Here is a 19,251-nt window from a genome sequence, read left to right as displayed (position 1 = left end):
GTGTTTCCGGAGGTGCTCAGTGGCCTTCCGCGAGAGGGGTGAGCGGGCTGCCCTGCCCGGGGACGGTGGGCGTGCGGGCGGTGTGGGGGGTGAGGCCGAAGGTGGTGAAGGCGGTGCGCTGCGGGAGGGGGTACGGGGTGGTGCCGGTGAGGTTGTTGAGGATGGTGGCGCTGCGCCAGGCGGCGAGCCCGAGGTCGGGGGCGCCGACTCCGTGGGTGTGGCGTTCGGCGTTCTGGACGTAGATGTTGCCCGTGAGGGTGGGGCCCAGGTCGAGGCGGAAGTCTGTGTGGATGCGGGGGCGTCCCTGGCTGTCGCGGCGGATGTGGGGGGCGATGCCGGTGAGGAGGGTGTCCAGGGGGCGTTCGCGGTAGCCGGTGGCGAGGACGACGGCGTCGGTGGTGAGGCGGCTGCGGGTGGCCTGCTGGGTGTGTTCGAGGTGGAGCTCGATGCGGTTGCCGCTGCCGGAGAGGCGGCCCGCGGTGCGGACGCTGACGCCGGGGGTGAGGGTGGCGTCGGGCCAGCCCCCGTGGAGGGTGCGCCGGTAGAGCTCGTCGTGGATGGCGGAGATGGTGTCGGTGTCGATGCCCTTGTGGAGCTGCCACTGCTGGGGGACGAGGTCGTCCCGTACGTGCTCGGGGAGTGCGTGGAAGTAGTGGGTGTAGTCGGGGGTGAAGTGTTCGAGGCCGAGTTTCGAGTACTCCATGGGGGCGAAGGCCTGGGTGCGGGCGAGCCAGTGGATCTTCTCGATGCCGCGGGGGCGGGCGCGGAGGAGGTCGAGGAAGATCTCGGCGCCGGACTGGCCGGAGCCGATGACGGTGATGTGGTCGGCCCGCAGGAGTTCTTCGCGGTGGTGGAGGTAGTCGGCGGAGTGGATGACGGGGATGCCGGGGGCTTCCGCGAGGGGGCGCAGGGGTTCGGGGATGAAGGGTGCGGTGCCGACGCCGAGGGCGATGTGGCGGGTGTGGGTGCGGCCGAGGGCTTCGGCTTCTCCGTCGGGGCCGAGCCGGGTGTGGTCGACCTCGTAGAGGGCGCGTTCGGCGTTCCAGTGGACGGCGTCGACCTGGTGGTTGAAGTGGATGGTGGGGAGTTGTTCGCTGACCCAGCGGCAGTAGGCGTCGTATTCGGCGCGGTGGATGTGGAACTGCTCGGCGAAGTAGAAGGGGTAGAGGCGCTCGCGGGTGCGGAGGTAGTTGAGGAAGGTCCAGGGGCTGGTGGGGTCGGCGAGGGTGGTTAGGTCGGCGAGGAAGGGGACCTGGAGGGTGGCGCCGTCGATGAGGAGGCCGGGGTGCCAGTGGAATGCGGGGCGTTGTTCGTAGAAGGCGGTGGTGAGGGGGCGGCCGGTGGCGGGGAGGCCGTGGGCGAGGGCGGCGAGGGAGAGGTTGAAGGGGCCGAGTCCGATGCCGATGAGGTCGTGGGTCCGGTCGCCTTCGGGGGTGGTCCGGTCGGTCATCGGGGGCTGCCTTCCGTGGTGGCTCGGGGTTGGGCGTGGGTGACGTGGGTGAGGAGTTGGCGTAGGTGGTCGGGGGTGGTGTGGGGGTTGAGGAGGGTGGCTTTGAGCCAGAGGCCGTCGTGGGTGCGGGCGCGGCCGAGTACGGCGTGGCCGCGGTCGAGGAGGGTGCGTCGGATGGTGGCGACGGTGGTGTCGTCGGTGTGGGTGGGGCGGAAGAGGACGGTGCTGATGGTGGGGCGGGCGTAGAGGTCGAGTGCGGGGTGGTCGTCGATGAGGTCGGCGAGTCGGTGGGCGGCGGTGATGGTGCGGTCGATGAGGTCGGCGAGTCCGTCGCGGCCGAGTGCCTGGAGGGTGACGGCGATCTTGAGGGCGTCGGGGCGGCGGGTGGTGCGCAGGGAGCGGCCGAGGAGGTCGGGCAGGCCCGCTTCGGTGTCGTCGTCGGCGTTGAGGTAGGCGGCGTGGTGGTGGAGGGCGTCGAGGTCGTGGTGGTGGGGCACGGCGAGGATGCCGGCGGATGCGGGTTGCCAGCCGAGTTTGTGCAGGTCGAGGGTGACGCTCTGGGCGCGGTGGAGGCTGCGTAGGGCGTGGCGGTGGGTGGGGCTGAAGAGGAGGGGGCCGCCGTAGGCGGCGTCGATGTGGAGGTCGGCGCCGTGGGTGGTGGTGAGGTCGGCGATGTCGGTGAGGGGGTCGATCTGGCCGGTGTCGGTGGTGCCCGCGGTGGCGGTGACGAGGAGGGGGCCGTCGTGCCGGGTGAGGGCGTCGCGGAGGGCGTCGGTGTCCATGACGCCGGTGGGGGCGGGGATGACGACGGGGCGTGGGAGGCCGAGGAGCCAGGCGGCGCGGCTGATGCTGTGGTGGGCGTTGGCTGCGCAGATGGTCTGTACGGGGCCGTGGCGTTCGCGGGCGAGGAGGAGCGCGAGTTGGTTGGCTTCGGTGCCGCCGGTGGTGACGAGGGCGTCGGGGTCCTGGGTCTGGGGGTAGATCTCGGCGGCGAGCGCGGTGGTGAGGGCTGTTTCGAGGGCGGAGGCGGCGGGGGCCTGGTCCCAGGAGTCCATGGAGGGGTTGAGGGCGGACGCGGCGAGGTCGGCTGCCGCGGCGAGGGCGAGGGGTGGGGTGTGGAGGTGGGCGGCGCAGTGGGGGTGTGCGGGGTCGGCGGCGCCTTCGGCGAGGGCGGTGACGAGGGTGCGGAGGGCGTGGTGGGGGCCGGTGCCGTGGTCGGGGATGAGGGGGCCGGTGGCCTGGTGGAGGTTGTGGGTGACGGTGTGGGGGCCGCCGGCGGGGAGGGGGCCGTCGCGGCGGGTGGCGCCCTCGTGGAGGGCGTCGAGGACGGTGTCGAGGAGGGGGCGCAGGTGGGAGGGGCCTGCGGTGCCTCCGGCGAGGGGCGGGGTGGGCATGGCTGGTGTGGTCCTTCGGGTGGGCAGGGGGCGGTGGGGTCAGCTTGTCCGGATTCCGGATGGTGCGGCCGAAGAGCCCAACGATCTCAACCCGAAAGGGGTACTGCTGTGCGGTGTGGGTGGGTTGGGGGCGGTGGGACTGGTATGGGCGTTCGTTGTTCGTATGGCTGTGCCCGGCCTTTCCGCGGAGGGGGCCGGGCACAGGTGTGGGGGTTGGTGCGGGTGGGTCAGTGGGCTTCGCGTACGGCGAGTGCGCGGCGGAGGTCGTCGAGCTGGTCGGTGAGTTTGCGGCGGAGTGCGGGGGTGAGCGCGGGGGCGTCGAGGGCGTCGGTGCCGCGCTGGAGGCTCTGGGCGTCGATGGCGTGGACGGGGAAGGCGTGGCGTCCGGCGGCTTCGGCGATGGCGGGTCCGCGGCGGGCGGCGAGGGCGGTGGCGTCGGGGTAGTAGCGGGTGACGTAGTGGTGGAGGAGTTCGCTCTGTTCGGGCTGCCAGAAGCCTTGGGCGGTGGCGGTGAAGAGGTAGTTGGACAGGGTGTCGTCGGTGAACATGGCCTGCCAGGCGGCTTCCTTGGCTTCGGGGGTGGGCAGTGCGGCGCGGCAGCGGGCGGCGCCTTCCTGTCCGGTGGCGCTGGGGTCCTTGTCGAGTTCGCGGGTGATGACGGCTTCGTCGGTGGCGCCGAGGACGGCGAGGCGGGTGAGGATGCGCCAGCGGAGTTCGGGGTCGAGTTCGGGTCCGCCGGGGACGGTGCCGTCGGCGAGCCATTCCTGGATGGCCTCGGGCTGGGTGGCGGCGTCGATGAAGTGGCGTACGGCGGTGAGGCGGAGGCCGGGGTCGGGGCTGCCGGGGGTTCTGGTGCCGAGGCCCTGTTCCCAGTCCTTGGCGGTGAGGCCCTCGGTGCGGCGGAGGAGGTCGCGGCAGAGCGAGGTGAGGGTGGCGAGGGCGGCGGGGCGGTCCTGGGGGGCGAGGTAGCGGTCGGCGATCTGGGTGGCGGCGAAGCCGAGGACGCCGTTGACGAGGGCGAGGTCGGTCTCGTGGGGGAGGTGGGTGCGGGCGGCGGTGAGGTAGGCGGTGGGGTGGAGTTCGCCGTCGCGGACCATGTCGCGGGCGGTGTTCCAGATGAGGGCGCGGGTGAGGGCGTCGGGGATGCCGGAGAGGTGGGTGAGGGCGGTGTTCCAGGAGTGGGGGTCGAGGCGGACCTTGGCGTAGGTGAGGTCGTTGTCGTTGAGGACGACGAGGTCGGGGCGCGTGCCGGGCTGGGTGGCGGGGGTGCCGTTCTGGGGGATGTCGAGCTCGAAGCGTTCGCGCAGGACGAGCTGGTCGGTGCCGGTCTGTGTGTCGAGGCTGTGGTCGTAGGCGCCGACGGTGATGCGGTGGGGGCGGTCGCCGGTGCGGTCGACGGCGAGGTTCCAGCTGTGGCCGGTGTTCTCGACGTGGGCGGTGAGGGTGTCGACGCCGGTGGTGCGGAGCCAGGTGGCGGCCCAGGTGTGGACGTCGCGGTCGGTGGCGGTGGCGAGGTTGTCGATGAAGTCGGCGAGGGTGGCGTTGGCGAACTTGTGCCGGGCGAAGTGGGTGTTGATGCCGGCGAGGAAGTCCTTCTCGCCGAGCCAGGCGACGAGTTGGCGCAGGGCGGAGGCACCCTTGGCGTAGGAGATGCCGTCGAAGTTGAGGAGCGCGGAGGCGGTGTCGGGGACGGCGTCGGGGTCGGGTGCGACGGGGTGGGTGGTGGGGCGCTGGTCGGCGTCGTATCCCCAGCCCTTGCGGGAGACGCCGAATTCGACCCAGGTGTCGGGGAACGGGGTCTCCCCTGCCCGCACGGAGTCGAGGGCTCGGGGTAGGGCGGCTTCGGTGAGGGTCTGGTAGCCCATGTACTCGGCGAAGGACTCGTTCAGCCAGATGTCGTCCCACCAGGTGAGGGTGACGAGGTCGCCGAACCACATGTGGGCCATCTCGTGGGCGATGACCATGGCGCGGGTCTGGCGTTCGGTGTCGGTGACGGCGGAGCGGTAGATGAACTCGTCGCGGAAGGTGACGAGTCCGGGGTTCTCCATGGCGCCGGCGTTGAATTCGGGGACGAAGGCCTGGTCGTAGGAGTCGAAGGGGTAGGGCTCGTCGAACTTCTCGTGGTAGCGGTCGTAGCAGGCGCGGGTGATGCCGAGGATCTCGTCGGCGTCGGCGTCGAGGTGGGGGGCGAGGGAGCGACGGCAGTGGATGCCGAAGGGCAGTCCGGCGTGCTGGGTGGTGACGGAGTGCCAGGGGCCCGCGGCGACGGCGACGAGGTAGGTGGAGATGGGCGGGGTGGGGGCGATGGTCCAGCGGCCATCGGTGGCCTGGGTGGCGGTGCCGTTGCCGAGGACGGTCCAGCCGGCGGGTGCGGTGACGGTGAGGTCGAAGACCGATTTGAGGTCGGGCTGGTCGAAGGCGGCGAAGACGCGCTGGACGTCCTCCATGAAGAGCTGGGTGTAGGTGTAGGTCTCGCCGTCGGCGGGGTCGGTGAAGCGGTGCATGCCTTCGCCGGTGCGGGAGTAGCGCATGGTGGCGTCGGCGGTGAGTTCGTGGGGGCCGGCGGTGAGGCGGTCGAGGGGGTAGCGGTTCCCGTCGAGGCGTTCGGGGTCGAGCGGTTGTCCGTCGAGGCTGAGTGCGCGCAGTGTCTCCGGCTTGATCTCGACGAAGGTGTTTCCGGTCTCGCGGGCGGTGAACCGGATGGTGGTCCGGGAGTCGAAGGTCTCCTCGCCCGTGGTGAGGTCGAGGTCGACCGTGTACCGGTGTACGTCGAGGAGCTGGGCGCGGGTCTGCGCTTCTTTGCGCGTCAGTACGGACATGGCGCCCATGCTGCCGTACGGGCCGGAGGCTGTGCAGTGGGGTTCTCGCAGGGCTGACGGGGTCCGGCGGGACGGGGCGGGGGCGGTTTTCGGCGGGGGTTCCGGAGGCGGGATCTGGCCGAATGGTCGGGCGGCCCTGACGTCACATGGGGACACGGCGGCCTCGATCACGCTGCCGCTGCTGAGCGGGCCGGTGACGAGGGGGCCGGTGACGAGCGGGCCGGTGACGAGCGGGCCGGTGACGAGCGGGGGGCCGGGGCCCGGCCGGAGTACCCTCCGCGGTCGCCGCGGGACTCCCGCACCTGGTGACTGTCCCGGCGCCGTCTCAGGCTCCGGGGGGTGTGGCCTCTCCCGCCGACTCCTCCGCGATGCGCTCGTGGTGCCGGATGACCTCGGCGACGATGAAGTTCAGGAGTTTCTCGGCGAAGGCGGGGTCGAGCTTGGCGCTCTCGGCGAGCTGCCGGAGCCGGGCGATCTGACGGGCTTCGCGGGCCGGGTCGGCGGGCGGCAGGTGGTGCTGGGCCTTGAGGTGGCCGACCTGCTGGGTGGCCTTGAAGCGTTCGGCGAGCATGTGGACGACCGCGGCGTCGATGTTGTCGATGCTTTCGCGCAGCCGGTTCAGTTCGGTGGCGACGTACTCGTCGATGTCCCTCGTGGTCATGGTCAGCGAGCTTAGACGTAGGTGCGGGCGCCCCCGGTCACGGGGCGGGGTCCTGCTGGCCGTCCTGGATGCCGCGTCCCTGCTGGGCGCGGAAGCGCACGGGGGCGGTGCCGACGCGCTGGGCGAAGAGCCGGGAGAAGTAGGCGGGGTCGTCGTAGCCGACGCGGCGGGCGACGGCGGCGACCGGCAGGTCGGTGGCGGCGAGGAGTTCCTTGGCGTGGCTGAGCCGGATGTTCAGCAGGTAGTCCTTGGGCCCGCATCCGGCGGCGCGTTTCACGGCGGCGCGGAGTTCCGCGGGGGTCATGCCGTGGCGGGCCGCGTGGTCGGCGACGGACAGGGGGCGGAGTGCGTCGCGCGCGAGGGCCTGGAGCACGGGTGTGCCGTCGGGTCCGGTGTCGGCGCGCGCCCGGCGCAGAGCGACGAGGAGTTCGTGGAGGGCGGCGCCCGCCTCGACTTCGAGGAGGGGGCCCTCGTGCCGGGCGGCGCGGACGATGCGGCCGATGGCGGCGCGGGGGCCGGCGGTGCCGGTGAGGGGGACGAGGGGGCGGTCGGGTTCGATGTATCCCAGCTCGGTGTAGGTGGTGGTGGCGGGGCCGGTGAAGTCGACGAAGCTCTCGTCCCAGCCGGTGGGGTCGGCGCCGTAGTGGTGGGGCGTGCCGGGGGTGAGCCAGATCAGGCTGGGTGCGGTGACGGCCGTGCGGCGGCCGTCGGGGGTGGCGAGCCAGCCGCTGCCGGTGTTGACGAGCACGGCCGTGTGGTGGTCGAGGGTGCGGGGGCCGACGGTGGGCAGGGCGCCGTGCTGGAGGCCGACGCCGAGGCAGGCGAGGCCGAGTCGGTGGTGGCGGGGGCTGGGGGTGAAGAAGCGCATCCAGGTGTGGGGCACCGGCTTCGTCTCCCTGTCGGCTGTTGCGTCCAACTGTCGGCGATCTTTCTCCATGGACCGGGGTGTGGGCCGGGGCGATGCTGAGGGCCGGCATGGGACCTCGCACTCAGGAGCGTACGAGCACGATGACTGACTTCACTGTGGAGGACGGCGACTTCCGGCTGGACGGGGAGCCCGTACGGCTGTTGTCGGGGGCGCTGCACTACTTCCGGGTGCACGAGGAGCAGTGGGAGCACCGGCTGTCGATGCTGCGGGCGATGGGCCTGAACTGTGTGGAGACGTACGTCCCGTGGAATCTGCACGAGCCGCGGCCGGGCGACTTCCGGGACGTGGGGGCGCTCGGCCGGTTCCTGGACGCGGCTCGGGCGGCGGGGCTGATGGCGATCGTGCGCCCCGGTCCGTACATCTGCGCCGAGTGGGAGAACGGCGGGCTGCCGTCCTGGGTGACGGGGCGGTTCGGCCGGCGGGTGCGGACCAGGGACGCGGGGTACACGGCGGCGGTGGAGCGCTGGTTCGGGGAGCTGTTGCCGCAGGTGGTGCGGCGCCAGATCACGCGCGGCGGTCCGGTGGTGATGGTGCAGGTGGAGAACGAGTACGGGAGTTACGGCTCCGACCGGGTCCATCTGGAGGAGCTGGCGGGTCTGTTGCGGCGGTGCGGGGTGAGCGTGCCGCTGTTCACGTCGGACGGGCCGGAGGACCATATGCTGACCGGGGGCTCGGTCCCGGGTCTGCCGGCCACGGTCAACTTCGGTTCGGGGGCGCGGGACGCCTTCGACGTGCTGCGCCGGTACCAGCCCGGGGGGCCGCTGATGTGCATGGAGTTCTGGTGCGGCTGGTTCGAGCACTGGGGTGCGGAGCCGGTGGTACGGGATGCCGCAGGGACGGCCGCCGCGCTGCGCGAGATCCTGGAGTGCGGGGCCTCCGTGAACATCTACATGGCGCACGGGGGCACGAGTTTCGCGGGCTGGGCCGGTGCCAATCGTTCGGGCCCGCTGCAGGACCGGGAGCTGGTGCCGACGGTGACGTCGTACGACTACGACGCGCCGGTCGACGAGTACGGCCGGGCGACCGAGAAGTTCTGGCAGCTGCGGAAGGTGCTGGCGGAGTACGGGGACGGCCCGCTGCCGGAGCTGCCGCCCGAGCCGGTGGGCCTGGCGCGACCGGTGCGGGTCGCCCTGTCGCAGGGGGCGCCGCTGGCCGGTGTGCTGGAGGCGCTGGGCGATCCGGAGACGGCGGAGTCGGGGGTGCCGCCGACGTTCGAGGACCTGGGGGTGGACCGGGGCCTGGTGCGGTACCGGGTGGACGTCCCCGGGCCACGGCAGGCGTATCCGCTGCGTGTGACGGGTCTGCGGGACCGGGCCGTGGTGTACGTCGACGGGGTGCGGGCGGGGGTCCTCGACGAGGAGGACCACACGCTGGAGGAGCCGGTGGCGGGGCCCGCCGGGGTGGAGCTGTGGGTGGAGTCGCTGGGCCGGGTCAACTACGGTCCCCGGCTGGGCGAGCCGAAGGGCATCACGGGCGGGGTGCTGCACGAGCGGCAGTTCCTGCACGGGGTGCGGGCGCGGGCGTTGCGTCTGGACGCGTTCGGGGAGCCGGGGGCGGTGGCGGCCCGGGTGGCGTTCACGGACGCCGGGGAGGTGGGGCCGACGGGGCTGTTCCGGGGGTCCTTCGAGGTGGCGGGCGCGGCGGGTACGGGGCACGCGGGGCTGGAACTGCCGGGCTGGACGCGGGGGTTCGTCTGGGTGAACGGCTTCTGCCTGGGCCGCTACTGGTCGGTGGGGCCGGTGCGCCCGCTGTACGTTCCGGGGCCGGTGCTCCGCGAGGGCTCCAACGAGGTGTGGGTGCTGGAGCTGGAGCGGGCCGGCGACCCGTTCGTGGAGCTGGGCCCGGGGGCGCCCGTCAGGCGGGACGCCCCCGGGGGCGAGCTGGGCTGAGCGGGGTCAGAGGGTCGCCGCGGCCGACGCGATGGTGGAGGCGAAGGCCGACACCTGGGTGTACACGCCGGGGTAGCCGGGCTGGGCGCAGCCCTCGCCCCAGCTGACGATGCCGACCTGGATCCAGGCTCCGGCGTTGTCCTTGCGGAACATGGGGCCGCCGGAGTCGCCCTGGCAGGTGTCGACGCCGCCGGTGCTCACGTATCCGGCGCAGATCTCCTGGCTGGGCACGAGGTCACTGCCGTAGGCCTGCTGGCAGGTGGCGTCGGAGACGAAGGGGACGGTGGCCTTGAGCAGGTAGCGCTGCTGGCCTCCGCCCTCGACGGCCGCTCCCCAGCCGGCGACGGTGAAGGTGCCGGAGTCGTAGGCGGTGGTGGTGGCGATCTTCAGGGTGGGCTGGTTGATGGGCTGGGCGAGCTTGATCAGCGCCCAGTCCTTGCCGACGCCGTTGTAGCCGGGCGCCTGGAGGACCTTGGTGGAGCGGACCTTGACGGCGGAGGACGACTGGAGGTCGACGACGCCGGCGGTGGCGGTGATGGAGGTGTTGTTGCCCGATCCGCTGACGCAGTGGGCGGCGGTGAGGACGACGGTCGGGCTGTAGAGGGCTCCGCCGCAGCCCATGGAGAGGCGGACCATGAAGGGGAATTCGCCCTGGGCGGCGCGGGTGCCGCCGACGACGGGGGCCGGGGCGGCGGAGGCGCCCGACGGCTGGAGGCTGAGGGTGGCGAGGGCCACGGCGGCTATGACGGAGAGTCTCTTCAGGGTGCGCAGAAGCTGCTTCACGGCTGTGCCTGCTTTCGGTGGGGGGTCGAAGTGGGGGGTGCGGGTGCAGGCGTGCGGGCGTGCGTGTCCTGGTCAGGAGCTTGCGGCCGGAGATTCTCGGCATGCTCCCGACAAGACCATCCGATTATCGGGAAGCGATCACCGCTGCCACAAGGCGGGGAATCCGGCCAAGATCACGCGGCGACGGGCGGCGGATTCCGGACGGACCGGCCTACAGTGAGGGTCCGTTGAGCGCCGAGGATGGGGGGCCGGACGTGAGCGAGGAAAGTAGCGGAGGCGGTCCGGTCGTCCACGGCTTTCCGCATCTCGACGCCGTGCGGTCCGCGATCACCGCGCTCTACAGGCGGATCTCCCCCGAGGGGGTGCGCGCCTACTCCACCAGCCTCTCCCCCGCGGACGCCGCGTTCTCCGACGTGGACGACCTGCACCTGGGGGCCCAGCGGGTGGCCGGCGCCCTGGTCCAGCACCTGCGGCTGCCGCAGGCCCGTGTCGTCGTCGGCTTCCGGCGGATGGACCACGCGGCGAGCGTCGAACTCACGGCGGGTCCCGAGTACTTCATCGAGCTCAACGACCGCTTCCGCACGCACCGCCGGGACATCGGGGCCGCGCTCGCGCACGAGATCACCCATGTGCTGCTGCACCGGCTCGGGCTGGAGCTCCCCGGCACCCGCGACAACGAGATCCTCACCGACACCGTGACGGCCTACCTCGGCGCGGGCTGGCTCCTGCTCGACGCCTTCCGCCAGGACGCGGTCTCCAGCCAGAAGCTCGGCTATCTCACGCCCGAGGAGTTCGGTTACGTCCTCGCCAAGCGCGCCCTCGCCTTCGGTGAGGACCCCTCGGTGTGGTTCACCAGCCCCCAGGCGTACACGGCGTACACCAAGGGCCGGGCGGAGGCGCTGCGCGATCTGCACCGGCCCCCGCTGACGGCCGCGGGCTGGGCGGGCCGGCGCCGCTACGCCAAGGACCGGCGCGAGGCGAGGGACCACCCGGGCGCGGACCAGGACCCGGCCGTCCCGTACGCCTTCGAGGCCGGTGCGGACGGCCTCCGGGTCTCCTTCACCTGTCCCACCTGCCACCAGCGCGTCCGGGTGCCGGTGCGCGGCAGGACGCGGGCGCGGTGCGGGCTGTGCCGGACGGTCCTGGAGTGCGACACCTGACGGACGGGCACGGACCGGGGTGGCCGTAGGGTCGATGTATGACGAATGGTCCGGTAGGTGGTGTCAGCGGTCTCTTCGACGCGTTGTACGAGGGTGAGGACGCCGTCGTACGGGCGCTCCGCGCGGGCGCGCGCGCCGAGTCGAGCGACGCGGACGGAACGACCGCGCTGTATCTGGCGGCCACGCTGGATCTGCCCGGCTCGGTCCGGCTGCTGCTGGCCGCGGGCGCCGACCCGAACAGGGCGAGCGGTCCGGAAGCGGGCGATCTCCCGTTGTGCGGGGCGGCGTGCGGGGACCACGTCGAGGTGGTCGAGACGCTGCTCGCGGCGGGCGCGGAACCGGACCTGAGCGAGGACTTCGGCTTCACCGCGCTGCGCTGGGCCGCGGGGCTCGGACACGCACGGGTCGCGGAGGTCCTCCTCGCGCACGGCGCGGACCCGGACCTGCCCGGCCCGCACGACGAGGCCCTGCTCGTGGTCGCGGCCCGGCGGGGCTCGACGGAGACCGTACGGGCACTGCTGCGGCACGGCGCCCGCGCCCTCTCCCCCGCACTGGAGGAGGCCCGGCGCATCCTGACGCTGGACGTGGCGGCGGAGCTCCGGGGCGCGCTGCTCAGGGCGTACGGGGACGAGGGCCACACCTGCGCGGTGCGCCGCGCGCCGCACGACGGCGGGGTGACCGTCACGGCCGAACTGCTGCGGGACGGCGAGGTGTTCGCGTCCCAGGACCAGCAGACGGGACACGGGGCGATCGCGACGCTCCTGGAGCTCGAACTGGGCCTGCGCGCCCCGTACGAGGAGCTGGCGGTCAGGGCGCTGCGGGGCGGTGGCCCCGGGCTCGACAACTGGCTGGTGACGGTCGGGGCGCTGTGGCTGCGCGGCGACGAGGAGACGTTCCAGGCGGCCGCGGCCTGGACGGCGAGCGAGGATCCGCTGCGCCGGGCGTTCGGCGCGGACGTGCTGGCCCGCCTCGGATTCCGCACCGGCGACCGGCCGTTCGCGTCCCGCGCGGTGCCGCTGCTGCGCGAGCTCGCGGCGGCCCCGGACCCGCTGCCCGCCGACGCTGCGGCACGGGCCCTGAGGGAATACGAGGCCGCGCCCGCCCACGACGGGCAGTACGGGCCCGAGCCCACGCACGGCCATGAAGAGGACCACGGCCAGGAGGCCGCACCCGGTCCCGAAGGCGGGCAGGGGCAGAAGCCCGCGCCCGGCCACTAGGGCCACGGGCACGGGCACGCGTCCGGCGGGAGACGGCGGCATGCGTCCGGCGCGTGACGCCAGCGTGCGCCCAGCAGGCGACGCAGGCAGATGCGCCCAGCGGGGTACGCAGGCGTACGCCCGGCGGGAGACGGCGGCATGCATCCGGCGCGTGACGCCGACGTGCATCCGGCGCGTGACCCAGGCGCGTGACGCCGGGGGAAAGCACGGGGCGCGGTGACCGGCGAGGGCCGGTCACCGCGCCCCGGGGTCACGCCGCCCGGCGGCCACGTCCCGGCGCGCTGCCGCGGCCGGAGCCACCGGCACGGCCGGCCCCGGCCGCGCGGGCCGAGCCGCCCGCGCCACCGCGCGCCGAACCGCCGCCGGCACCGCCACGCGTGCCGCCGCCACCGGCGCCGCCGCGGGCCGTGCCGCCGGCCTGAGCGGTGCCCGAGGCCGCGCCCGTTCCGCCGCGCCGTCCACGGCCCCTGCTGCCCGAGCGGAAGGAGGATCCACCGGCCGCGGAGCCGGAGCCCGCGCTGCCGCCGCGCGTACGCGGCTTGGGCTGGGTGGGCTGGGGCACCTCTATGACGACCGCGACACCGGAGGGCTCACGGGCACCGGTGATCCGGCTGAGCTCCTCGTCACCGGACTTGATCCGGGTGGTGCGCGGCGCGATCCCCGCGTCCTGCATCAGCCGGGTCATGTCGCGCTTCTCCTCGGGCAGCACCAGCGTGACAACGCTGCCGGACTCCCCGGCGCGCGCCGTGCGCCCGCCGCGGTGGAGGTAGTCCTTGTGGTCGGTCGGCGGGTCCACGTTGACGACCAGGTCCAGGTCGTCGATGTGGATGCCGCGGGCCGCGACGTTCGTCGCGACGAGCGCGGTGACCTGGCCGTTCTTGAACTGGTCCAGCGTCCGGTTGCGCTGCGGCTGGGACCGTCCGCCGTGCAGGGCCGCGGCCCGCACACCGCTGGCGAGGAGCCGCTTGGCGAAACGGTCGGCGGCACGCTTGGTGTCTACGAACATGATCACCCGGCCCTCGCGGGCGGCGATCTTCGTGGCGACGGCCTTCTTGTCCGTCTCGTCCAGAACGTGGAGCACGTGGTGCTCCATCGTGGTGACCGCACCGGCGGACGGGTCGACGGAGTGCACGACCGGGTCGGTGAGGAACATCTTGACCAGCCGGTCGATGTTCTTGTCGAGGGTCGCGGAGAACAGCATTCGCTGCCCGTCGGGCTCGACCTGCTTGAGCAGCGCGACGACCTGCGGCATGAAGCCCATGTCGGCCATCTGGTCGGCCTCGTCGAGGACGGTGATCGCGACCTCGTCGAGGCGGCAGTCGCCGCGCTCGATAAGGTCCTTCAGCCGGCCGGGCGTGGCGACGAGCACCTCGGCGCCACGGCGCAGCGCGCCGGACTGCCTGCTGATCGACATACCGCCGACGACCGTGGCGACGCGCAGGTTCACGGAGGTGGCGTACGGGGTCAGCGCGTCGGTCACCTGCTGGGCGAGCTCACGGGTGGGCACCAGGACGAGCGCCAGCGGGGCGTGCGGCTCGGAGCGGCGTCCCGCGGTGCGGGCGAGCAGGGCCAGGCCGAAGGCCAGGGTCTTGCCGGAGCCGGTGCGGCCACGGCCGAGGATGTCCCGGCCGGCCAGCGAGTTCGGCAGGGTGGCGCCCTGGATGGGGAAGGGGTCGGTCACGCCCTGAGCGGCGAGGGTCTTCAGCAGCGCGGCGGGCATGTCCAGCTCGGCGAACGCCTCGACGGCGGGCAGCGCGGGAGTCATGGTCTCGGGCAGCGCGAATTCGCCGCCCTGCGCGGGCGCGGGCCTGCGGCGGGCCGGTGCCCTGCCGGATCCTCGGTTGGTCGCCTGTCCCCGGTCCGTGCCGCGCCCCTTTATCGGGCGGTTGCGGGTCGGTCGGTCCTGGCGTTCGGAGCGGGTCATACGGAATTGCCCTCCTGGGGGATTCCTGGGGTTGCTTGGGAGTACTGCCGACTGCTGCGGACTGCTTGATGTGCGCCCCAGGATGCATGCACAGAGCAGGTGTCCCGGCGGTGTGGGCCGACGGGGCCGGACGAGCCGGAAACAGCACAAACCGGGGCCCGCACCTTGACGGTGCGGGCCCCGGCTGCGAGGTACGCGTCCGGAGATTAGGCCGGGACGATGTTCTCCGCCTGCGGGCCCTTCTGGCCCTGCGTGACGTCGAAGGAGACCTTCTGGCCCTCCTGGAGCTCACGGAAGCCCTGGGTGGCGATGTTGGAGTAGTGGGCGAAGACGTCGGCGCCGCCGCCGTCCTGCTCGATGAAGCCGAAGCCCTTTTCCGAGTTGAACCACTTCACGGTTCCAGTAGCCATGTCATTCTCCTAAAAGAGGTGCAGTGCCGGAAATCCGCACTTTACGAATTCCAAGTCGCCGCATTGAGCCCCATCCGGAGAAAGCCGGAAAACAATAAAGCGCCTGATGGAGGGTTCCCGTCAGGCGCACATAAAGTTCATGGGTACCAAAACTGCAACTCGGCAACCGTAGCACGTTCCGTCGCGGGGCGGCAGATCACTCCGGACCGGCGCGCCGAAAATTCTGCTGACCAGGGCGATGACGAGGGACGTTCACGGCGGGTTTCCCCATCGTTCCAGGATGCCCCCGTGCCGTTCCCCCAAGGGTTGCGAGCCCTTCGCCGCGCGAGGGCCCCACCTTCCGCCCGGCGGCCGGACAGCGGCCCGCCAGGGCGTTCAGTTCACCCGAATGCCACAGTCGCCGCCATGGCGCCCTGTGTGGGGAAGCGGAGGATTCCCGCACCGCCGTTACGCCGAACGGGCGGCCCCCGCGACCGCGCCAGGGCGCCGGGGGCGGGTGTCAGTCGCGCGGTGCCAGACCGTCCAGCAGCAGGGCGAGATACGGGCGGGCGAGGCCGGCGGGATCGTGTTCCGCGTCGGGCCCGGACCAGGACGCCGCACCCCAGACCGCGTCACCGATGAAGCGGGCGGTGAGCCGGGGCTCGGGGCCCGGGCGGAGGGTCCCGTCGGCGGCGCCACGCTCCAGCGTGCGGAGCCAGGGGTCCTCGACCGCCGCCCGCGCGTCGGCGAGGCGGTGGAAGCCGGGCCGGGTGGCGAGGTGCGCGGCCTCGGTCCGGTAGATGGCGGCGGCGGCACGGTCGCGCCCGATGTGCCGGAAGGTCTCGGTGACCAGCGCTTCGAGGGTCTCCCTCGGGCCGAGTCCGGAGCCGAGCACGGTGTCGTACGAGCTCCGGAGCCCGGTCAGGAAGGTGGAGAGGATCTCGTCCGCCATCGCCTCCTTCGAGGCGAAGTGGTGGTACAGGCTGCCCGCGAGCATCCCGGCCTCGTCCGCGATCTCCCGGACGGTGGTGGCGTCGTAACCCCGTGCGGCGAAGACCTCCGCGGCGATGGCCAGCAGTTCGGGGCGGCGCCCGGGCCGGGAGGCCGCCGCGGGCTGTTTCTTGGTAGGCACTCCCCCATTGTCCGCCCGGCCGCGCGGCGCCCGGCACCGCGTGGCCGCAGGTCAGGACGTCATGACTCCCGGACCGGGCTGTCGTCGGCCGCCCTGCGCAAGGTGCGCAGCGGGTGGCCGGGGCGCCAGACCTGGACGACGAGGTCGTCCCCGTCGATCCCGGTGCGGACGACTTCGGCGGGGTCGGCGCGGAAGAGGAGGAAGGGCTCGGGCGGTGTCACCTCGTCGACGAAGCGGGCGCGCACGGCGGGGTCGGTGATCTCCACCGCCCGGCCGGAGACACGGATGTCCCCGTCCGCCATCTCGGCGTCGGGGCCGGGGTTGGCCTGGATGGCGAAGCGGGGGTCGCGCCGCAGGTCGAGCGCCTTGCGGGAGTTCGGCATCATGCCGAACCACAGGGCGTCCATCCGGAACTCGACCTCCAGGCCGGTGACCCGGGGCGAGCCGTCCTTGCGCAGGGTCGCGAGGACATGGTGCTTGTACTGCTGGAACCGCTTCCGCACGGTGTCGGCGAAGCCGGGTTCCGCCGCGTGGAAGTCCTGCCAGGAGCTCGGTGTGGGGTTCGGTGTCATGGGTTCCATCGAACCCGGTAAACAGGACATCCTCTGTCGGGTTTGCCGCGTGTCTCCGGATCGGTCCGGGAACCCTGCGGGCCGCGCGGCTCGTACGGCCGTGGGGTCATCCGACGATGCCCCTGCTCCGGGCGGCTGCCAGCCAGTGCGGGAACTCGGCGACCAGCCGGTCGTACAGCTCGGAGTCCGGCACGGCTCGCGGGTCGGGGCCCGCGTGGAAGAAGCCGGCGTTGTCGACGGGGCGTTTGGCGGGTACGTCGAGTTCGTCGAGCCGGCGCAGGAAGTCGAACTGCGAGCTCCGCTTGTTGCCGAAGCCGACGAACTGCCAGAACAGCGGCAGCTTCGCCGCCTTGCAGAGGTAGCGTTCCGCCGCGAGTTTGCTGACCGGGCCGCCGTCCGTCTGGAAGACGACGAGGGCGGGCGCGGTCGAGCCGCTGTCGAGGTAGTGGTCGATGACGGCGTCCATGGCCAGGTGGTAGCTGGTCTTCCCCATGTGGCCGAGGCCGGCCAGGATCGCGTCGATGCGCCCCTGGTGGTTCTCCAGGGCTATGTCGGTGACGGCGTCGATGTCCGTGGAGAAGAACACGACGGGCACCGTCCCGTCGTCGTCCAGGTGGGCCGAGAGGCCGAGCACCTGGTCGGCCAGGGCCTGGACGCTGCCGTCCTTGTAGTAGTCCCGCATCGAACCGGAGTGGTCGATCACCAGGTAGACGGCGGCGCGCACGCCGCTCATCCCGTGCTTCTCCAGGGACACCCGCGCGCTCGTGTAGTGCTCCACGATCGCGGGCGCCCGCTCCCGCACCTTGCTCAGGCTGATGGCGGGGCCGGCGGGTGCGGGCGGGGCGGTCATGTCGGTCTCCGTTCCGGGTGCGGCCTTCTGCCGTCGCGGGGGCGGGAGTTACGAGCGTAGGCCCTCCCCCCGGCCCCCAGGTGCGCTGCTCCCGTGGGGCGTTCGCTATCTTGAGCTGCCGCCGCCCCAGCGGCTCCTCCTCCCCGTCCACGAATGAAGGAGCCGGCCATGGAGGCCGCCGCCACCACGTGTTATCGCCACCCGTCGCACGAGACGTATGTGCGCTGCACCCGCTGCGACCGCTACATCTGCCCCGACTGCATGCGTGAGGCCGCCGTCGGCCACCACTGCGTGGAGTGCGTGAAGGAGGGTCAGCGCTCGGTCCGCCGGGCCCGCTCGCTGTTCGGCGGCGCGGTTCCGGACTCCGCGACGCCGCTGGTGACGTATGTGCTGATGGCGCTGAACATCGTGGCGTACGTCGTCGAGGTGGTCCGTTCCGAGACGGTGGACCGGTTCGGGATGCTCGGGGCGGTGCTGGTAGACCCGGCGGGCGGGCAGTACTACTACGAGGGCGGCACGTATCCCGGGTTCGAGCTGACGGGGGTGGCCGACGGCGAGTGGTACCGGCTGGTGACGGGTGCCTTCCTGCATCTGCCGCCCGACTCGTCGTTCGGTGTGATGCACCTCCTCTTCAACATGATGGCGCTGTGGAACCTCGGCCGGGTCGTGGAGGGCCAGCTCGGCCGTGCGCGCTATCTGGCGCTGTATCTGCTGTCCGCGGTGGGCGGCTCGGTGCTGGTGTACCTGGTCTCGCCGGAGACGACTGCGGTCGGCGCCTCGGGCGCGATATTCGGTCTGGCGGCGTCCTTCTACGTCATCAACCGGCGTCTGGGCAGGGACATGCGGCCGGTCAACCGCTTCATGGCCGGATTCCTGCTGTGGATGGTCATCTCGGCCGCGTTCACCTCGTGGGAGGGCCACCTCGGCGGACTGCTCACCGGCGGGCTGGTGACGTACGCGCTGGCCTACGCCCCGGCGAAGCTCCGGACCTCCGCGATGCAGCTGTCCGGCGGCGTGCTGCTGGTGGCGCTGCTCGCCGTGGTGGTCGCCGTGCGGACGGCTTCCCTGACCGGCGCGGCCTGAGGTCCCGTGCCTCCAGGGGGACTTCGGGGGTGGCACGGGTCCGGCCCGGTGAACTACGTTGTGCGCGATGACTACCGGGACGGCCTTGCGCCACACACGGATCGGTGACCCGGCTCTCCCCTGAGCGCCGTGCGGGCCGGTGCCGGCCCGCACCGTGACCGGGGACCCGGCGCCGTCGCGCGGGCTCCGCCTCCTGTCGTGCTCACCACAGCCCGACACGTCGACCACGACAGGAGAACTCATGCGCACCGAGACACGGACTCCGCACATTCCCACCAGGGACGGCCTGGCCGATGCCTTCGCCGCCTTCCCCGAGGGCGGTGAGCGGCACCCCGGGGTGCTGATGTACCCGGACGGCTTCGGTATCCGGCCCGTCCTGCGGGACATGGCCCGCGAGCTGGCGGGACACGGGTACTACGTGCTCGTCCCCAACATCTTCCACCGGCACGGCCCGGCACCGGTGATCGAGCTGCCGGAGCACATCGGGGAGGAGGCCAGGCCCGCCGTTCTCGCCCGGCTGATGCCCTTGATCGAGGCGCACACGGCGGAGCGCGCCCTGAGCGACGCCGACGCCTACATCGGCTTCCTCACCGGCCGGCCCGAGGTCGGCCCCGGACCGGTCGGGGTGACGGGTTACTGCGTCGGCGGTCTCCTCGCGGTGCGCACCGCCGTGGCACACCCCGGACGGGTGGCCGCCCTGGCCGCCTTCCACGGCCCGGTGGGTGCCGACGGGCCCGGCGGCCTCGCGGGGCTGACCGCCCGGGTCCACTTCGGCCACGCCGAGGGCGACATGACGCCCGAGTCCCTCGGGGAGCTCGACCGGGCCCTGGAGAAGACGGGCGTCGGCTACACCTCCGAGGTCTACCCCGGCACCGTGCACGGCTTCACCATGTCCGACACGGACGCCTTCGACCCGGCCGCGCTGCGGCGGCACTGGGACCGCCTGCTGCCCCTCCTCGGACGCGCTCTGTCCGACGGCTGAGGCTCCGGGCCCGTACGA

The 19,251-nt window shown here is 72.6% G+C and carries 16 protein-coding genes; 5 read left to right on the top strand and 11 right to left on the bottom strand.

Annotation, left to right across the window (positions count from 1 at the left end):
* Positions 1–16: 16 nt before the first annotated feature.
* From ACWCQM_RS19515 to ACWCQM_RS19495, 5 genes are all read right to left on the bottom strand, one after another.
* Positions 17–1,450, bottom strand: a complete 1,434-nt coding sequence (locus ACWCQM_RS19515) for a lysine N(6)-hydroxylase/L-ornithine N(5)-oxygenase family protein (protein ID WP_450916423.1) — start codon at positions 1,448–1,450, stop codon at positions 17–19.
* The gene (locus tag ACWCQM_RS19510; protein WP_450916422.1) at positions 1,447–2,844 is read right to left on the bottom strand and encodes a pyridoxal phosphate-dependent decarboxylase family protein; all 1,398 of its coding nucleotides are present in this window, start codon (positions 2,842–2,844) and stop codon (positions 1,447–1,449) included. The genes ACWCQM_RS19515 and ACWCQM_RS19510 overlap by 4 nt, the downstream gene beginning before the upstream one ends.
* A gap of 227 nt (positions 2,845–3,071) precedes the next feature.
* The gene (gene pepN, locus ACWCQM_RS19505; protein WP_450916421.1) at positions 3,072–5,663 is read right to left on the bottom strand and encodes an aminopeptidase N; all 2,592 of its coding nucleotides are present in this window, start codon (positions 5,661–5,663) and stop codon (positions 3,072–3,074) included.
* 325 nt (positions 5,664–5,988) lie between these two features.
* Positions 5,989–6,324 carry a chorismate mutase gene (locus ACWCQM_RS19500; RefSeq protein WP_450916420.1) on the bottom strand — a complete coding sequence of 112 codons (336 nt, stop codon included), beginning with the start codon at positions 6,322–6,324 and terminating at the stop codon, positions 5,989–5,991.
* A 37-nt stretch (positions 6,325–6,361) separates the two neighbouring features.
* Positions 6,362–7,207, bottom strand: a complete 846-nt coding sequence (locus ACWCQM_RS19495; RefSeq protein WP_450916419.1) for an AraC family transcriptional regulator — start codon at positions 7,205–7,207, stop codon at positions 6,362–6,364.
* A 125-nt stretch (positions 7,208–7,332) separates the two neighbouring features.
* Here ACWCQM_RS19495 and ACWCQM_RS19490 point away from each other — a divergent pair, with 125 nt between their 5' ends.
* Positions 7,333–9,141, top strand: a complete 1,809-nt coding sequence (locus tag ACWCQM_RS19490; RefSeq protein WP_450916418.1) for a glycoside hydrolase family 35 protein — start codon at positions 7,333–7,335, stop codon at positions 9,139–9,141.
* Between the two features lie 6 nt (positions 9,142–9,147).
* Here ACWCQM_RS19490 and ACWCQM_RS19485 read toward each other — a convergent pair whose 3' ends face one another.
* Complete coding sequence (locus ACWCQM_RS19485; protein ID WP_450916417.1) at positions 9,148–9,924, bottom strand: S1 family peptidase; 777 nt, start codon at positions 9,922–9,924, stop codon at positions 9,148–9,150.
* Positions 9,925–10,178: 254 nt separating this feature from the next.
* Between ACWCQM_RS19485 and ACWCQM_RS19480 the strand changes: the two genes are divergently transcribed.
* Positions 10,179–11,084, top strand: coding sequence for a hypothetical protein (locus ACWCQM_RS19480; protein ID WP_450916416.1), 906 nt, complete (start codon positions 10,179–10,181; stop codon positions 11,082–11,084).
* A gap of 38 nt (positions 11,085–11,122) precedes the next feature.
* Positions 11,123–12,301, top strand: a complete 1,179-nt coding sequence (locus ACWCQM_RS19475; protein ID WP_450916415.1) for an ankyrin repeat domain-containing protein — start codon at positions 11,123–11,125, stop codon at positions 12,299–12,301.
* A gap of 250 nt (positions 12,302–12,551) precedes the next feature.
* On the opposite strand, the gene ACWCQM_RS19470 is transcribed toward ACWCQM_RS19475, so the two are convergent.
* The 5 genes from ACWCQM_RS19470 to ACWCQM_RS19450 all read right to left on the bottom strand — a co-directional run bounded on the left by ACWCQM_RS19470 (position 12,552) and on the right by ACWCQM_RS19450 (position 17,168).
* Entirely contained in the window at positions 12,552–14,225 is a 1,674-nt protein-coding gene (locus ACWCQM_RS19470; protein WP_450916414.1) for a DEAD/DEAH box helicase, read from the bottom strand.
* A gap of 206 nt (positions 14,226–14,431) precedes the next feature.
* Positions 14,432–14,635 (bottom strand): cold-shock protein, encoded by a 204-nt coding sequence (locus ACWCQM_RS19465; protein WP_015607926.1) that lies wholly within the window; start codon positions 14,633–14,635, stop codon positions 14,432–14,434.
* Positions 14,636–15,134: 499 nt separating this feature from the next.
* On the bottom strand, positions 15,135–15,746 hold the full coding sequence (locus ACWCQM_RS19460; RefSeq protein WP_450916413.1) for a TetR/AcrR family transcriptional regulator: 612 nt from the start codon (positions 15,744–15,746) through the stop codon (positions 15,135–15,137).
* 59 nt (positions 15,747–15,805) lie between these two features.
* Positions 15,806–16,348, bottom strand: a complete 543-nt coding sequence (locus tag ACWCQM_RS19455) for a pyridoxamine 5'-phosphate oxidase family protein (protein WP_450916412.1) — start codon at positions 16,346–16,348, stop codon at positions 15,806–15,808.
* Positions 16,349–16,424: 76 nt separating this feature from the next.
* Positions 16,425–17,168 (bottom strand): vWA domain-containing protein, encoded by a 744-nt coding sequence (locus ACWCQM_RS19450; RefSeq protein ID WP_450916411.1) that lies wholly within the window; start codon positions 17,166–17,168, stop codon positions 16,425–16,427.
* Between the two features lie 168 nt (positions 17,169–17,336).
* Here ACWCQM_RS19450 and ACWCQM_RS19445 point away from each other — a divergent pair, with 168 nt between their 5' ends.
* Positions 17,337–18,251, top strand: coding sequence for a rhomboid family intramembrane serine protease (locus ACWCQM_RS19445; protein ID WP_450916410.1), 915 nt, complete (start codon positions 17,337–17,339; stop codon positions 18,249–18,251).
* 241 nt (positions 18,252–18,492) lie between these two features.
* On the top strand, positions 18,493–19,233 hold the full coding sequence (locus ACWCQM_RS19440; RefSeq protein WP_450916409.1) for a dienelactone hydrolase family protein: 741 nt from the start codon (positions 18,493–18,495) through the stop codon (positions 19,231–19,233).
* Positions 19,234–19,251: the final 18 nt, after the last annotated feature.

This window comes from Streptomyces sp. NPDC002125 (assembly GCF_053593715.1).
This window is presented reverse-complemented; position numbering and strand designations above follow the sequence as displayed.

What these genes read in the sequence shown, in the direction of transcription:
- ACWCQM_RS19515 (WP_450916423.1), bottom strand. Translation starts at nt 1,450, where the DNA reads ATGACCGACCGGACCACCCCCGAAGGCGACCGGACCCACGACCTCATC.
- ACWCQM_RS19510 (WP_450916422.1), bottom strand. Translation starts at nt 2,844, where the DNA reads ATGCCCACCCCGCCCCTCGCCGGAGGCACCGCAGGCCCCTCCCACCTG.
- pepN (WP_450916421.1), bottom strand. Translation starts at nt 5,663, where the DNA reads ATGTCCGTACTGACGCGCAAAGAAGCGCAGACCCGCGCCCAGCTCCTC.
- ACWCQM_RS19500 (WP_450916420.1), bottom strand. Translation starts at nt 6,324, where the DNA reads ATGACCACGAGGGACATCGACGAGTACGTCGCCACCGAACTGAACCGG.
- ACWCQM_RS19490 (WP_450916418.1), top strand. Translation starts at nt 7,333, where the DNA reads ATGACTGACTTCACTGTGGAGGACGGCGACTTCCGGCTGGACGGGGAG.
- ACWCQM_RS19475 (WP_450916415.1), top strand. Translation starts at nt 11,123, where the DNA reads ATGACGAATGGTCCGGTAGGTGGTGTCAGCGGTCTCTTCGACGCGTTG.
- ACWCQM_RS19470 (WP_450916414.1), bottom strand. Translation starts at nt 14,225, where the DNA reads ATGACCCGCTCCGAACGCCAGGACCGACCGACCCGCAACCGCCCGATA.
- ACWCQM_RS19465 (WP_015607926.1), bottom strand. Translation starts at nt 14,635, where the DNA reads ATGGCTACTGGAACCGTGAAGTGGTTCAACTCGGAAAAGGGCTTCGGC.
- ACWCQM_RS19455 (WP_450916412.1), bottom strand. Translation starts at nt 16,348, where the DNA reads ATGTCCTGTTTACCGGGTTCGATGGAACCCATGACACCGAACCCCACA.
- ACWCQM_RS19450 (WP_450916411.1), bottom strand. Translation starts at nt 17,168, where the DNA reads ATGACCGCCCCGCCCGCACCCGCCGGCCCCGCCATCAGCCTGAGCAAG.
- ACWCQM_RS19445 (WP_450916410.1), top strand. Translation starts at nt 17,337, where the DNA reads ATGGAGGCCGCCGCCACCACGTGTTATCGCCACCCGTCGCACGAGACG.
- ACWCQM_RS19440 (WP_450916409.1), top strand. Translation starts at nt 18,493, where the DNA reads ATGCGCACCGAGACACGGACTCCGCACATTCCCACCAGGGACGGCCTG.